Source organism: Epilithonimonas hungarica, from assembly GCF_900102265.1.
GTDB lineage: Bacteria > Bacteroidota > Bacteroidia > Flavobacteriales > Weeksellaceae > Epilithonimonas > Epilithonimonas hungarica.
This window is the reverse complement of sequence record NZ_FNBH01000004.1, coordinates 315,286-331,696: the sequence shown is the minus strand read 5'-3', so window position 1 is coordinate 331,696 and position 16,411 is coordinate 315,286. Positions and strand designations below refer to the sequence as shown.

11 protein-coding genes are annotated in these 16,411 nt (G+C 37.2%); 7 read left to right on the top strand and 4 right to left on the bottom strand.

The window, feature by feature from the left end; all coding sequences use genetic code 11:
* Window positions 1-51 precede the first annotated feature (51 nt).
* From BLT30_RS16245 to BLT30_RS16230, 4 genes are all read right to left on the bottom strand, one after another.
* The gene (locus BLT30_RS16245) at window positions 52-1,137 is read right to left on the bottom strand and encodes a YARHG domain-containing protein (protein WP_089874616.1); all 1,086 of its coding nucleotides are present in this window, start codon (window positions 1,135-1,137) and stop codon (window positions 52-54) included.
* Between the two features lie 43 nt (window positions 1,138-1,180).
* The gene (locus tag BLT30_RS16240; RefSeq protein ID WP_089874615.1) at window positions 1,181-1,858 is read right to left on the bottom strand and encodes a hypothetical protein; all 678 of its coding nucleotides are present in this window, start codon (window positions 1,856-1,858) and stop codon (window positions 1,181-1,183) included.
* Between the two features lie 91 nt (window positions 1,859-1,949).
* Window positions 1,950-4,319 carry a M1 family metallopeptidase gene (locus BLT30_RS16235; RefSeq protein WP_089874614.1) on the bottom strand — a complete coding sequence of 790 codons (2,370 nt, stop codon included), beginning with the start codon at window positions 4,317-4,319 and terminating at the stop codon, window positions 1,950-1,952.
* Between the two features lie 231 nt (window positions 4,320-4,550).
* Window positions 4,551-5,129, bottom strand: coding sequence for a HupE/UreJ family protein (locus tag BLT30_RS16230; protein ID WP_089874613.1), 579 nt, complete (start codon window positions 5,127-5,129; stop codon window positions 4,551-4,553).
* A 63-nt stretch (window positions 5,130-5,192) separates the two neighbouring features.
* Here BLT30_RS16230 and BLT30_RS16225 point away from each other — a divergent pair, with 63 nt between their 5' ends.
* The 7 genes from BLT30_RS16225 (at window position 5,193) to BLT30_RS16195 (ending at window position 16,284) form a co-directional block, all read left to right on the top strand.
* Complete coding sequence (locus BLT30_RS16225; protein WP_089874612.1) at window positions 5,193-5,696, top strand: DUF6702 family protein; 504 nt, start codon at window positions 5,193-5,195, stop codon at window positions 5,694-5,696.
* Between the two features lie 99 nt (window positions 5,697-5,795).
* Window positions 5,796-7,049, top strand: a complete 1,254-nt coding sequence (locus tag BLT30_RS16220; protein ID WP_089874611.1) for a glycoside hydrolase family 88/105 protein — start codon at window positions 5,796-5,798, stop codon at window positions 7,047-7,049.
* A 129-nt stretch (window positions 7,050-7,178) separates the two neighbouring features.
* A complete protein-coding gene (locus BLT30_RS16215; RefSeq protein ID WP_089874610.1) occupies window positions 7,179-7,913 on the top strand; it encodes a rhamnogalacturonan acetylesterase in 735 nt (244 codons plus the stop codon).
* Between the two features lie 17 nt (window positions 7,914-7,930).
* Window positions 7,931-8,842 carry an alpha/beta hydrolase gene (locus BLT30_RS16210; RefSeq protein ID WP_089874609.1) on the top strand — a complete coding sequence of 304 codons (912 nt, stop codon included), beginning with the start codon at window positions 7,931-7,933 and terminating at the stop codon, window positions 8,840-8,842.
* 91 nt (window positions 8,843-8,933) lie between these two features.
* The gene (locus tag BLT30_RS16205; protein WP_089874608.1) at window positions 8,934-10,337 is read left to right on the top strand and encodes a glycoside hydrolase family 28 protein; all 1,404 of its coding nucleotides are present in this window, start codon (window positions 8,934-8,936) and stop codon (window positions 10,335-10,337) included.
* A gap of 1 nt (window position 10,338) precedes the next feature.
* A complete protein-coding gene (locus tag BLT30_RS16200; protein WP_089874607.1) occupies window positions 10,339-13,947 on the top strand; it encodes a DUF4450 domain-containing protein in 3,609 nt (1,202 codons plus the stop codon).
* Window positions 13,948-14,148: 201 nt separating this feature from the next.
* On the top strand, window positions 14,149-16,284 hold the full coding sequence (locus BLT30_RS16195; RefSeq protein WP_089874606.1) for a hypothetical protein: 2,136 nt from the start codon (window positions 14,149-14,151) through the stop codon (window positions 16,282-16,284).
* The last annotated feature ends 127 nt before the right edge of the window (window positions 16,285-16,411 follow it).

Genomic DNA, 16,411 nt, shown 5'->3' with positions numbered 1-16,411 from the left:
TGAATTGTAATTCGTTGGTTTTAGCTTAGAAACCGATTATGGAATTTAGTTTTATTTCCATTTCTCAATCCATTTCTTTTCCCCGTCAGTAAGGATTTCAGCATTGGGCTGATAATTCGGATTTGGGATATACCAATCCATTTTTTTGTAAAACTGATTCAAATCCTGATTCTGAAAAACATAACCGCGTCTTGCAAAAGGCAGGTTCTTTAATACTTTTCTTTGAAAATCATTTTTCGGCTGAACGATTTTGTCTTCCTGATAATACGAAAAAGGAATATACTCCAAGTCCTGAATTCCTAAATAGTTTTGAGCATACAAAAACAAATCGCCGTTGACTTTGAAATTCTTCTTTTGAAAAATAATATTCCCTTTCTGCAAATGGAATTTCAAAGCATCGTTTTCGACAAAAGCATTTTTACTTCCTTTGATATCTTCGGTTTTTCCGATGCCGTTAATCAGCCATTCATCCGAAGTTTTAAAGAAGGTTTTGTTGATGGAAAATGTCTCAAATTCTCCGTTATCAATGATCAATGTAAAATCGTCAATCTGTTTGTTTGCCCAACGATTAGCGGCAGTTAGCACATATTCAAAATCGTAATTGTAATCTATGGAACCAGACAAATCATAATTATAGGTATGTTTCACAATGTTAAGTCCTTTTTTGAAATTGGCCTCAAAATGATAGACATAAAAGAAATCGACATAATTCCCACTTTTATTCCCATCGAATTTTGTCATATCCAAAGACTTTATCGTTCCATTTTTATTGTACAATGAGTCGGAAACATACGCCACATCATATTTCAGAATAGAATTATTGAGTTCCACCGTGAAATCCCTCATGTACGGATGTTTCCCGTTTTTTGGCGATCCATCTACGTCTCCTTCCGGCGAAAATGCCTCGAAACCGACCGTTATTTTTTTGTCTTCTTTTGGATTGAAAAACTCATAATAAACCGTAACTTCTATAAATTGATTTCTGATTTTTTTAAGAGTTAAAATTTCCTTTCTGACCGTAATATCCGTCTCATTGATTGGAATCAGTTGATTGCCTTTTGCGAAAAATGCGCCATCATTCGCAAACACAGAATAGCCTGAAAGCATCAATAATATTAGAAGTATATGTTTTTTCATAAGTTTTTATTTTTCCATTTTTTGTGTTTGATATTTTTAGAATTTATTCCAGAAAGACAAAATCTCCGGAACTTACATTTCCAAAAATCTGGTTTTGAAATTCTTTTTTGATGACATACAGATAACTTTGATAATGCGGATTTTTTTCTCCGCCAATCTTCAAAGTGCTTTTTTCATCATCGAAAACCACACAATATCTTATGATCCTGTCTTTCAGTTGCCAAGTGTAAATGTCAAAATCCTGTCCTACAAATTCGCTTTTGGTGTTCTTTGAGTTTCCGTATTTTTTGTTGAGTTTGGAAACGAAATCTTCCGTTTTACCTTTATCCGTTTCGCCAGCGACTGCATTGATGAGCATTAATTTTCCATCCATATTCGTTACAAAATTGATGGCGTTGAACTCAAAATCATCAAAATTGGCAAGAACATCGCGAGTGGAAAAACTTCGCTGCCTGTATTCAATTCTTACAGGCTTTTCACTTCCAATAAATTCGCCATCAGAAACAGTGTCAACCTCGATCATTTCCGACTTGACCTTGTAATAACCAGCATATTCTTTACTTTTGGTTTCTTTCGGAAGAAGTGTGGAAATTTTGGTATTGAAATCGAAATTTTCCAATTGTAAAGATTCCTCAGAAAGTGATTTTGCCCCAGATTTGTCTTGTCCATCACAGGACAGAACAAATGGCGAAATTGTAAGTATTAGTAATAGTTTTTTCATAATTGTAACTAATAACTGATGTTTAAAATAATTGGGGGAAAATATTCCTGCTATAAAAAAGTCCTGAAAATTTCAGGACCAAGTATTGAATTTATTTTTTTCCAGCAGCTTGCATAGGATTTATTTTTCCAGTGGAGGCACCTCTTGCAGCATTTTTCTGTTTCTGTTTGAAAACCTGAAACTTGCTCTGTGTTTCTGTAGAAGTTGCAGTCCAAAGATTGTTGGAGGTATCAATATCAGCTGTTTCTCTCATAGGATCTAATTGAACAGATTTTAATTTTTTATCAAAATAATAAGTTTTAGAGGCTTTTTGTTCATTGTGTCTCCAAATCTGAACATTAATTTTGTCATTCAGTTTAGAACCATCTTCAAAGGTAAATTCAAGAATAATTGGCATTACCAACCCGCCTTTGTTTGAAAAATCGATCTGATAAGCTGTTACATTGCCATCTTTTGTAACGTCTTTGCTGGATACTTTTTCAAGATTTGCTGTCGTCATAGAATATTCTTTGGAAGTATCTACTTTCTCTTGTCCACGGTCATATCTGTAATAGAAATCCTGAACCTCTTTATCACCGTCAACATAGAATTTAATCGATCGATTCTCCTTGTTTCTTATTTTAGAAATATCTTCAAATTCGTTAAGTGCAGGTTTATCGACAGTATATTTTACATCTTCTGATTTTGGGGTTCCATCAAAATCCGGCGTTGCTACTGTTACTTTATCTATAGAAATATCAACAGGGTCTGTTCCATAAAACCATCCTCTCCAAAACCAATCAAGATCTTCTCCACTGGCATCCTCCATCGTTCTGAAAAGATCTGCAGGCTCCGGGTGGCGAAACGCCCATCTTTTCGCATAGGTTTTGAAAGCTTTATCAAATAACTCTCTTCCCATAATGGTTTCACGAAGGATATTGAGTCCCGTCGCCGGTTTAGAATAAGCATTCGGTCCAAACTTTGCGATGTTTTCAGAATTGGACATGATCGGTTCCAATTCATCTTTCGGAAGTTTCATATAATCTACGATCGTCCAGGCCGGACCACGTTTTGAAGGAAATTTGTTATCCCATTTTTCCTCTGTCAGATATTCAACAAAAGTATTGAGACCTTCATCCATCCAACTCCATTGTCTTTCATCCGAGTTGATGATCATCGGAAAAAAATTGTGTCCCACCTCGTGAATGACTACGCCTAACATTCCGTTTTTGATGGCTTCAGAGTAAGTTCCGTCTTTTTCTGTTCGTCCGTAATTGAAGCAGATCATTGGATATTCCATTCCATTGGAAGCTTCTACAGATTGCGCTACAGGATATGGATAAGGAATCGTAAATTCTGAATACGTTTTGATCGTATGAGCAACTGCTTTTGTAGAGAATTTTCTATACAATCCGTAAGCTTCTTTTCCGTAGAGGCTCATGGCCATTACTTTGTTATTGTTTTCAGGAATCGTAACTCTCATTCCGTCCCAAATAAATTTTCTTGAAGATGTCCAAGCGAAATCACGAACGTCATTGGCTTCAAAAATCCAGGTCTTTCTTTGTTTTGAGTGTTTTTTTTCTGCTTTTTTAGCTTCGTCTAATGTTACAATTTCTACCGGTTCATTAGAGTTTTCAGCTTTTCTGTATCTCGCTAATTGTTCTGATGAAAGAACTTGCTCATAGTTTTTACATTCACCCGTTCCACCGACAACGTGGTCAGCAGGAACATTCATTTTTACCTTATAGTTCCCAAATACTAAAGCAAACTCACCTCTTCCCGTGAACTGATGATTCTGCCAGCCGTGAAAATCGCTGTAGACACACATTCTTGGAAACCATTGTGTGATTGTGTAAAGGTCGTTACCATCTTCCGGAAAGTTTTCATAACCACCTCTACCGCCCATTTCAATACGATTCGGGATGTTATAATTCCAGTTGATCTTTAGGACAAACTTTTCTCCTTTTTTTAATGCTTTGGGAAGGTCGATCCGCATCATTGTCTTATTAACAACATATTTCAGAGGTGTCCCGTTAGCATCGGTTACTTTTTCCAAATTGACGCCATAGCCATTATCTGAAATCGGTAATTCGGTTGGTTTTAAGTTTTCTACAATCTCTCTTTTTGGTAATGTCGATGAAAAAGGATAATCAGCATTCTTAACAGACGATTGTTCATTCTCATCCAGCTGAAGCCAGAGATAATCCAGATCATCTGGAGAGTTGTTATAATAAGTAATGGTTTCTGAGCCTCTCAGATTTCTTTTATCTTCATCCAGATATGCCTCAATATCATAATCTGCCCGTTGCTGCCAATAGGCTTGACCTGGTGCGCCGGAAGCTGTTCTATAAATATTTGGAGTTGGAAGTATCGTTCCGAGCTGTTCGAATTTGTTACCGTGATTGCTTCCCGGATTATTTTGGATATTCTGTGCTGACAGAACAGCAGAGCAGAACAAAAGTCCTAAAACTTTTAGCTTCATTTTTCAAAGAATTAGATGATAATTTCCTACAAGTAATCAAATGTAAGAAATTGTTACGAATAAGATAAAAATTCTATATTTTATTTTCCGAATTACTGTTCATCTAGAAATACCGGCTATCTTCCCGGAAAGTGGAATCTTCGCAGCCCGAGCTGAGTGGAGCTCATCCGCCAGAGGCGGATAGCGGGAACGGAGCGCGGAAATTGCTGCCCAAATAAAATATAACAATTATTAAAAAGGAATTCTTTCCAAAGCCATTTTCAGGGATAGTGCAAAAACCCCTGAAGAAACAAACAAAATCCAATCTTTTCTATTAACTCGAAATATCTTTAGCAGAATAAAAAGAAGAATTAATATTACTGCGACCAAAATGATCTGCCCCAATTCTAAACCAATATTAAATCCTAAAAGCGGAACAAAAATGCTCTGTTCCTTCGCAATCATCATTCTTGCTGTATTTGCGAAACCCATCCCGTGGATCAAACCGAAGATCATCGCCAGATAGTAGTTCATCTGCATCAGACTTTTTTGCTTGTTTTTCATCAATATGTTATCTAATGAAGTGATAACGATCGTCAAGGGAATCAGAAACTCGATCCAGTTTCCCGGAACTCTCAAAACATTAAGAGTGCTGAGTGCTAATGTTACAGAATGTCCAATCGTAAAGGCAGTGACAAGGATCAGAATCTTTTTGAGATCATTATAAGAATAAACCGCGATCAAAGCTAAAATAAACAGCTGGTGGTCCAGCGCATCTAGTGAAATAATGTGTTCCCAGCCCAATTTCAGGTAAAGAATAAAATCCTGCATCCTATCATTTTTAAAAAGATTCACGAAAATAATGATTAATTTCGATTTAAAATTTCCAAACCAATGAAGAAAGTTCTGTCCATAATATTTGCCTTCTCTTTTATCTTTGCTTTTATATCCTTCAAACCACATCCCTATCATGTTGGTTCCATGGAGTTCAACTACAATCAAAAATCAAGGACATTTGAAATTACCGGACGTTTTTTTATGGATGACCTGGAAAATGCGATCAATAAAAAATATGGTAAAAATCTCCATTTTCAAGATATCAAATATGAAAAGGAAATGCAGGAAAATCTGAAAAACTATGCATCCGAATACCTAAAACTTAAAGTCAACAATCAATTTGTAAAAGTGAATTTTGTCGGCTACCAAGAGGATAAAGAAAGTGTCGATATTTTTTTGGAATCAGAAGGTGTATCTAACCCCAAAAAAGTGGAAACCGCTGTAAGCTTTTTATATAATCTTTTTGATGACCAAATGAATATCATCCATATCATCGTCAATAGTCAACGCAAAAGTGAAAAACTGACCTATCCCGATCGCTATCTGTATCAGGAATTTTAAAAATGTCTATTTTGATTCTGTAATTAATATACCGACAGTGCAGGATAATTATCATTTGTGATTATTTTAGATTGCGATTATTAATTTTAAATCAATAAAATGAGTTTGATCAATCACAAAATAAAAGTCCTTGTCCTTATTGCTTTGAGTTCCGGAGTATTCTTCGTTTCTGCACAAACAAAAATGGCAGCTAAAATAGAAGCTTCAAGATCTCAATCAGGAAAAGTCGTTCCCACAAATCTGAAATGGTCGGAAAGAATGATGCTTTCCGAGATGCACCGTTTCCCGGAAGCTTGGATGCTGGATTTCAGCAAAAGTCCAAAATGGACCTATCCTTCTGCCATTGTTCTAGACGGAGCCGAAAAACTCTATGCTAAAACAGGAAAGAAAGAATATTATGATTATATCAGCGACTTTGGAGAAAAACTGATTAAAGATGACGGAACTATTCTTACCTATGAGTTGGAAAAATACAACATCGACCTTCTCAATAGTGGAAACGTATTGCTTTATCTCTACGAAAAAGAGAAAAAAGACAAATATCTGAAAGCGCTTCAAACCTTACGTCTACAAATCGATGGACAGCCAAGAACCAAAGAAGGCTCTTTCTGGCACAAAAAAATCTATCCATATCAGGTTTGGTTGGACGGGCTTTATATGGGAATGCCCTTCTATACACATTATACAAAAGATTTTACAAAAGGAACAGATGCTCAAAAAGCATATGATGATATTGTTTTTCAGTTTGATTCTGTTCAGAAAAATCTCTTGGACAAAAAAACAGGACTACTTTATCACGCTTGGGATGAGAGCAAACAACAAGCTTGGGCAAACAAAGAGACCGGACTTTCTCCCAATTTTTGGGGCAGAGCAATGGGATGGTACGGGATGGCAATGGTCGATGTTTTGGATTATCTTCCTGAGAATCATCCCGGTAGAGCAAGATTGATTTCTTACATCAAGTCATTTTCAGATGCCATCATCAAAGTTCAGGACAAAAAATCCGGGCTTTGGTATCAGGTTTTGGATAAACCTCTGGAAAAAGGTAATTATGAGGAAGCAACCGCTTCGGCGATGTTTGTCTACACCATTATAAAGTCCGTGAACGAAGGATATCTGCCACAATCTTACAAAGCTGCAGCTAAAAAAGGTTACGACGGCATTATCAAAAACCTGATCTCTGTGGATGAAAACGGCGTTATAAATCTCAATAAATGCTGTGCTGTAGCCGGTTTAGGCGGAAAACCTTACAGAGATGGATCTTATGAGTATTACATCAACGAACAGATCCGTTCCAACGATGCCAAAGGGACTGGTCCATTCATCCTCGCAAGTATAGAATTTGAGAAATAGTCGATATTTTATTTAAATTAGGGCAGCTTTATCCGTCTTCCACTCCCGCTTTTTTGTTCCGCTTCGCTCCACAAAAAGAGCTCTGTTCAAGCCGGGCTGCGAATGATTCAATGTTAAAACAATTCAAAAATGAATAAAAAACTTTCCATCATATTTCTGTTTCTTTCATTAATGATATGGGCTCAGAAACCAACATTATTTTTAATTGGCGATTCTACAATGTCCAACAAAGACAATCCTGACAAAAATCCCGAACACGGCTGGGGACAGGTTTTGCCACAGTTTTTTACATCAGGAATCGAGATCCAAAACCTCGCGATGAATGGCAGAAGTTCCAAAAGTTTCCGCACAGAAGGACGTTGGGACAAAATAGAAAAGCAGTTGAAAAAAGGTGATTTTGTCATTATTCAATTCGGACATAACGATCAAAAGCTGAAAGACTCCACAAAATTCACCAATCCTTACACACAATACAGAGCCAATCTGGAAAGATATGTCAATGAAACCAGAGCCAAAGGCGCAACACCGATTTTGATGACATCCATCACAAGGAGAAATTTCAATGAAAATGGTGTTCTAATAGACACGCACAAAGAATATTCATTAGTGGTAAAATTGGTGGCGGATGCTATGAAAGTTTCTTTCGTTGATATGCAATTATTAACGGAGCAAATGGAAATTTCTGCAGGTCCAGAAAAATCAAAGCTTCTCCATCTTCATTTTAAAGCAGGTGAAAATCCTTATTACAACAAAGACAAAGCGGATGACACACACCTGTCAAGATTTGGTGCAGAATCCGTTGCAAAGCTCGCTGTCAAGGCGTTGAAACCTTTGAATATAGGTTTGGAAAAATACATTAAATAATTTTTTATTTTAATTAAATGAGAATAAAAAAATTCGGATTACTCTTTTTGATTTTATTTGTAAACTCAATTTTTGGTCAGGAAAAAATTACGCTCTGGCCAAAAGGTCAAATGCCCAATTCCAAAGGACTACCATTAAAAACCGAAGAAAAAGATGGCCGAATTGTACAGATAAAAGAACCTGAATTGTTTTCCTTCTTACCACCAAAGGAAGACAGAAAACCAATGGCTGTAATCATTATTCCGGGTGGTGGTTACTACAAACTTACATATGACCTGAACGGATTTCAGATTGCAAAATGGTTTAACACTTTAGGAATTTCAGCTTTTGTTTTGAATTACAGATTACCAATTTCTCCCGATGTGAAGCAAAGAGAAATTGCACCTTTACAAGATATTCAAGTAGCGATAAAATATCTTAGAAAAAATGCTGTTCAATATGGGATTTCTCCAGACCAGATCGGTGTGATAGGAACTTCCGCAGGTGGACATCTAGCTGCATCAGTGAGTAACATTACCACGGATTACACGGAACTGAAAGACGATTGGACATCCATTTCTACAATTCCAAATTTTGCCATTTTGGTTTCGCCTGTCATCGATCTGGGAGAATTCGCGCACATTGGAAGCCGTAACAGTTTGCTTGGCGAAAATGCCTCTAAAGAAAAGATCGCCGAATATTCTATGCAGAATCGTGTGACAGATAGAACGCCACCAACCATTCTTTTTCACGCACAAAATGATAAAACTGTCCCCGTGATGAACAGTCTTCTGTATTATCAGGTAATGACAAAAAATAAAGTTAAAGGCGCTTTATTTATTTTCCCGGAAGGCGAACATAAAATCGGAATTACAAATAAATCGGAACTGACGGACAATTGGAAAAAACTCTGTTCTGATTGGCTTAAGACTTTATTCCAAAACAAATAATCTTATAACCGACAGTGCAGGATAATTTTTCTTCGCATTAATATTAGTTTGCAATACAAGAAATTGTTTTAAAATTTGAATCTAAATCTTTATGAAAAAATATATTCTAATTCTATTCGCTTTGGTTTTGTCAGTTTCAGTATCGGCACAATACAAACCGTGGACTTCCGCAAAACAGCCTTTAAAAGAAATCAAAGCGTTAAAAAAGCAAATCAAAAAGCCTGAATTCAGAAAAGTTGATTACCTGATTACCGATTTCGGAGCTGTAGGTGACGGAAAAACGAAAAATACCGAAGCTTTCAAAAAAGCCATAGAAAAATGTAATGCAGAAGGCGGCGGAAGAGTTGTTGTTCCAAACGGAGTTTTCTTAACGGGAGCAATTTATTTAAAATCTAATGTTAATCTTCATTTGAGCGACGGTTCTACAATTTTGTTCAGTCAGGACAGCAACGACTACCCTATTGTTTTCACGCGTTGGGAAGGAATGGAATGTATGAATTATTCATCTCTGATTTACGCGTACGAAGAAGAAAATATCGCCATTACCGGAAAAGGAACGTTAGATGGAAATTCAGATTTAGACAACTGGTGGTTCTGGTGTGGTGCTACAAAATATGGATATAATGAAACTCGTCCGGGAAGACAAAATCCTGCCCGTGCGAAACTTCACGAATATATGGCGCAGAGAAAACCTGCAAGAGAAAGAATTTTTGGTGATGGATGGTATTTAAGACCAAATTTCGTTCAGCCTTACAAGTCGAAAAACTTTTATATGGCAGATGTTTTGGTTAAAAACTCTCCAATGTGGAATCTAAACCCGGTTTTGTGTGAAAACGTTTTGATTGAAAGAGTAAAAGTCATCAGCCACGGGCCAAACAACGACGGTTTCGACCCTGAAGCCTGTAAAAATGTTTGGATTAAAGATTCATATTTTGACACAGGAGACGACTGTATTGCCATCAAATCTGGAAGAGACGAAGACGGAAGAGACATCGGAAGACCTGCCGAAAACCATATCATCGAAAACTGCGAAATGAAAGATGGTCACGGCGGAGTTGTTATCGGAAGTGAAATTGCAGGCGGCGCTAAAAGCATTTACGCTATCGGAAACGTGATGGACAGCAAGAATCTTGACCGAGCTTTAAGAATTAAAACCAGCTCAAGCCGTGGCGGAACAATCGAAAACGTATTTTTCTACAACACAAAAGTGGGTGCTTACAAAGAAGCGGCAGTGCGTTTCAATATGCATTATGAAAAGCCCGGAAATCACATTCCGACCATCAGAAATATATGGGTTGAGAATTTAACGGTCGATAAAGGTGGAAAATATGCTGTATTCTCTGATGCTTATGAATCTTCTCCGGTAACTGATTTCACGATGATTAACGCAAAAATGACCGGCGTTCAGATTCCTTACAAAGTGGATTATCTGAAAAATGTGACTTTAAAAAATGTAACCGTTAACGGGCAGCCATTAACCGAGTTAAAACCATAAAATGCGAAGAAAAACCATTTTCGCCGGACTGCTAGTTTTGTCGGTATTCTCACTTTCTTATTCCCAGTCGAAACATTGGCAGAATAACGAGCGTGAACTGCATTACAAAGAAGACAAAGGCGATTTTTTATTGGTCAACGGAAAGTACAGATTCAATCGGGCTTTGTATGGCGATAACCGTGCGTCGAGAGTTGAAGCGGGAGATTTGCCGGAATTTGCTTTGTATCTTCCGGGAATGGGCGGAAATCTTCAATTCGTCATTCAAAAAGGAAATTCGATTAAAAAATTAATTCAGGCTGATAAAATTGAAACCCGTTACCGACCTGGTTCGATGTTGTATGAAATCAAAGACCCGATTTTAGGAAGCGGAACTTTGAAACTGACTGTTTTAGCACAGGCTAAAGAAGAGGGTTTAGTTTTAAAAATGGAAACTGTAAATGTAGATTCTTCAACAAAAATCTTTGCAATTTTTGGCGGTGCGAGCGGAACGACTTTCAGCAGAAACGGCGACATCGGCGCAGACCCAGAATCCGGATTTTATCTGTTGCCTGAATATTGTCTGATTAATGAATATAAAACTAGTAAAAATCATTTTCAATTAAATTATTTAAACAGGAAAAAAGAAACTCAAACCGTTAACGGAAGTTTTTCAAATATTAATTCTCTTCAATTGACCGATGCAAAAACTTTAGAAAAACTTGCTGAGTTTACTCAAAATAAAAACGAAAAATATCCAATTGTTTACGCTTCGTATTCTTCACAAAAACAACCGGTTTATATTCAGGTTGCCAAAGGAAAATCAGAAAAAAACTTTTCGGATGAAGAGTTGAAAAACATATTTAATGAAGCTGAAAAATCCCGTTTAACATTAACCAATAGAATTCAGTTAAAAACTCCCGATGCAGATTTAAATAATTTCGGAGCTAATTTGGCAGTTGCAGCCGATGGAATTTGGGAAAGTCCAACCTTCCTTCACGGCGCCGTTGCTTGGAGAATGCGACTGAATGCGTGGCGAGGCGCTTACACAGCTGATGCGTTGAACTGGCACGACCGAGCAAAAGAACATTTTGAAAGTTATGCCATTTCACAGGTTTTAAAACCAGATTCTGCGCCTGTAGAAATGGATACTTTGCTTCATTTGGCGAGAAGTGCGGAAAAAATGGGAACTTCCGTTTTTTCCAGCGGATATATTTCCAGAAATCCGAATGACAATACAAAACCGCATCATTATGATATGAATCTGGTATTTTTTGACCAGATGTTTTCGCATTTCAATTACACGGGAGACAAAGAATTTCTGAAAAAAATGTGGCCGACAATGGTTCGTCATATGGATTGGGAAAAACGAAATTTCAAGCGTGGAGATTTGTACGATGCGTATGCAACGATTTGGGCGAGCGATGCGTTACAATATTCGGGTGGAAAAGTGACGCACACTTCAGCGTATAATTACAGAGCCAACCGTGAAATGGCGAAACTGGCGAAAATCATTGGTGAAAATCCTCAACCTTACGAACAGGAAGCTGATGCGATTTTGAAGGCAATGAAAAACCAGCTTTGGCTAAAAGATAAAGGTTACTTTGCTGAGTACAAAGATGCTTTGGGCAATCAAATCGTTCACGATAAACCGGGAATTTGGTCGATTTATCACGTTTCAGATGCATTTATTTTAAATGAATTTGAAGATTACCAAAACTTACAGTACATCAATCATCATACACCTAAGATTCCGGTGACGGTAAATGGTGCACAAAATAAAGATTATTACACTTTATCAACCACAAACTGGCAGCCTTACGACTGGTCGATTAACAATGTGGCTTTGGCAGAAAATTTACAAACCGCTCTAGCATACTGGCAAGCCGGAAGAAGTGAGGATGCGTATCAACTTTGGAAGGGGAATCTGGTTGAGTCAATGTATTACGGCATCAGTCCTGGGAATTTCGAACAGCTTTCTCATTACGATGCGTTTCGTGGCGAATTGTACCGGGATTTTGCCGACCCGATTGGTGTGGCTTCACGAACTTTGACAGAAGGGCTTTTTGGGGTTTATCCGAATTTATTAGAATATAAGATTCGCATCAAACCAGGATTTCCAAAAGACTGGAATTCTGCCGAACTGAAACTTCCAGATTGGGACTATCAGTTTAAAAGAAATTCTAAAAAAACGGAATATATTTTCACTTCAAAATATCAAAATCTTGTAGCGTTGGAAATGCAGATTCCTGTGAATTATTCCAACATCAAATCGGTGAAAGTGAATGGAAAAAATGTGGATTGGAAAATTAAACCGAATTCTATTTTACAGCCAATTGTTCAGTTTGAAACGCCGACAGGAAAAGATTTTAAGATTGAAATCAATTATTCAGGAGAAGAATTAAAAAACGAACAAACCGACTACGTTAATTATATATCGGAAAGTCTTCAGTTAAATTTTGATTCAAAAAAGAAAATCAAAAACATCTACGACCCACAAGGTTTGATTAAAAATTCCCCTCCTCCGGAGGGGTGGATTCGACCGAAGGGCGAAGACGGGGTGGTCAACCACAAGTTTGAACTTAACCAGCAGGAAAGAAAAGGAACTTTTTTCGTTCAGGTCGAGCAAAACGGAACAAGTTGGTGGCAACCTGTGAATGTGGATATCCGTTTTCCTTTGGAGACAAAATGGGCGAATAAAAAACTTCAGATTCAATCAAAATCTACAAATCAAATTAATGGAAAGCTGAATATTAATGGTTTAAATAAAACTTTCACTATTCAAAAAAATCAAAGTACAACCATTGAAATTCCTTCAAATTATTTAAGTAAAGGAACCAATTCTATTGAGCTTGAATACAACGGAATTAAACAAAATATTGAAATCACAGATTGGGAAATTGAAAACCAAGGTCAATTCAACAACATTTCTTTAGCTTCAAAATACAATGAAAAAGTGACTGAGATTTTCAATCAAAAATACCTTTCACCAAGACCGGAAGTTCCGACTTTACAGCTTCCGTGGCAGGGAATCGGAAACTGGTGTTATCCGTTAATCACCGCTCAAATTGATGACAGCGGATTGATGAATAAAAGAAAAAACGGCAAAATTGAGTTTCTCGGAGTTCCATTTTTAATTGATAAAATAGATAAAAATATCGCGTTTGTAAGTCAGTGGGATAATTATTCTGATTCTCTTGAAATTCCTGTTTCAGGGAAAGGAAAGAAAATCTATTTTCTGATGGCTGGTTCTACGAATCCTATGCAATCTCAGATTGTGAATGGAAAAATTACGGTTCAATATGTTGATGGTTCAACGACAGAATTGGAACTGAAAAACCCAACGAATTGGTGGCCGATTGAGCAGGATTTATTTGATGATAATTTTGCTTTTGAAATTCCGGATGACAAAATTCCGTATCGTGTGAAATTGAAAACCGGAGAATTGTACAAAGGTGGAAATTTGAGCAAATATTCAAGCATCAAAGGATTTACAGACCGTCAGGTTGATGGTGGCTCAGCAACAATTCTGGACTTGCCGATTGACGCGAATAAAGAATTAAAGTCGATAAAACTCACAGCCGTGAGCAATGATGTCGTGATTGGAATGATGAGTGCTACAGTTTTAAAATAGAATGCAATGCCACGAATGCACAAATATAAAGTGTATGCTTATAAAAATATTCGTGCATTCGTGGCAGATAATATAGAAATATTAGTGAGAAAGACTTCGGCAAGCTCAGTCCGACAGCAGTGTAAAACATTTAGTATTAGGATTTTCAGGCTGAGCTTGTCGAAGCCTAAGTTGTAAGTTTAAAGAATAAATAAAGATAAAATGAAAAAAATTACAATATATCTCGGGATTTTCCTGATGGGATTCTCTTCACTGAATGCCCAGAAAATCGACCGCAAAAAAGTCGTTCAGCGACATAATGTAGTTAACATAAAAGCCGATACACTTTCTACTTTAACCGTAGGAAACGGGAAATTTGCCTACACCGTTGATATTACCGGAATGCAGTCGTTTCCCGAATATTATAAAAATGGAGTTTCTCTCGGAACTCAGTCTGAATGGGGCTGGAATAGTTTTCCGAATACCAAAAATTACAAGTTTGAAGAAACTTTAAAACCTTATGATTTCAATAACGATGGAAGAAAAGCGTTGTACAGTGTCCAACTGAAAGAACCTGAACGCAATAAAGGTGCTGTTGAATATTTCCGTGTGAACCAACATCGTTTGCAATTGGGAAATATCGGGATTGAATTGACTAAAAAAGATGGTCAGAAAGCGAAAATTTCAGATTTAACCAACATCAATCAGAAAATTGATTTATGGACAGGAATTATCACGAGCGAGTTTTCACTGGAAGGAACTCCGGTAAAAGTCTGGACTGCTTCTTTCCAAAATTCAGATAAAATCGGAATTAAAATTGAATCTGATTTAATTTCAAAAAATAAATTAAAAGTTTTTGCACGCTACCCTTCTCCGACCGGACAGTTTTTGGATGATGCCGCTTTTTACGGAAATGAAAATGACCATTCTTCGAAAATCGTTTCTTCACAATCTACTCAAGGATTGATTCAGCACAAGTTGCAGAGTACAGATTATTATACACAATTTAATTTTACGGACGGAAAACTTCGTGAAGCAGGAAAACATTATTTTGTTTACGAACCCTCTTCTAAAAACAAAACAATTGAATTGAGCGTTGAGTTTTCGGCTAAAAACCCGAAATCTAATAGAACTTTATTCGCTGATGCTGAAAAAGAAAGCAGTTCAGGCTGGAAAAACTTCTGGGAAAGCGGTGCAGCCGTTGATTTTGAAGGAAGTACAGACCCAAGAGCCAACGAATTGGAAAGAAGAGTTGTCTTGTCAGAATATTTAACCAAAGTTCAGTGCGGAGGAAGTAATCCTCCTCAGGAAACGGGGTTGACTTTCAATAGCTGGTACGGAAAACCGCATACAGAAATGCATTGGTGGCACGGTGTTCACTTCGCTTTGTGGGGAAGACCGGAGATTTTGGAAAAACAACTCGATTATTATTTCAGGTCATTTGACAAAGCTAAAAAATTAGCAGAAAGACAAGGTTACAAAGGCGTTCGTTGGATTAAAATGTCGGATAACGAAGGAAACGAAAGTCCGTCTTCTGTCGCTGCATTTTTGATTTGGGAGCAGCCACACATTATCTATATGACCGAACTTTTGTACCGAAACAGCAAGGATAAAAAAGTTTTGGAAAAATACAAAAATATGATTTTTGCGACTGCTGATTTTATGGCTGATTTTGCGACGTATGACAAAGAGAAAAACCGTTATAATCTAGGAAAAGGTGTAATTCCAGCTCAGGAAGTTTTCCCTGCGAAAGATACTTATAACCCTACTTATGAAGTTGCGTATTGGGATTGGGCGCTGAAAACTGCTCAACTTTGGAAAGAAAGATTAGGTGAAACGAGAGATAAAAAATGGGATGATGTCATTTCTAAATTAGCTCCGCTTCCGGTTCAGGATGGGGTTTATTTGTCGACAGAATCGGCGAAAGATTCTTTCACCTTTCCAAAATGGATGACCGACCACCCTGCCGTTTTAGGCGCATTGGGAATGGTTCCTGAATCTCCAAAACTGGATAAAAAAATTATGAAAAACACTTTGGATATCGTTTGGGAAAGATGGAACTGGGAACACACTTGGGGATGGGATTTCCCGATGACAGCGATGAACGCAGCAAGACTCGGACTTCCGGACAAAGCTTTGGATGCATTATTTATGAACATCCAGACTAATACTTATCTGAAAAACGGACATAATTTCCAAGATAAAAGGCTTAGAATTTATCTTCCTGGAAATGGTGGAGTTTTGACCACCGTTGCGATGATGTTGGAAGGTTGGGACAGTTCAACCGGACAATTTCCCGGTTTTCCGAAAGATGGTTCTTGGAAAATAAAAGCGGAAGGTTTCAAAAAGATGCCTTAAAAATAACTCTCATCTTATTTTTATTCACAGGTTTGTCTAATTCGACAGACCTTTTTTTATTGAATTTTTGAATACAGCATAGTGCAGGATGATTATGGGTTCACAAGATTCTAAATTGATGAAGTCA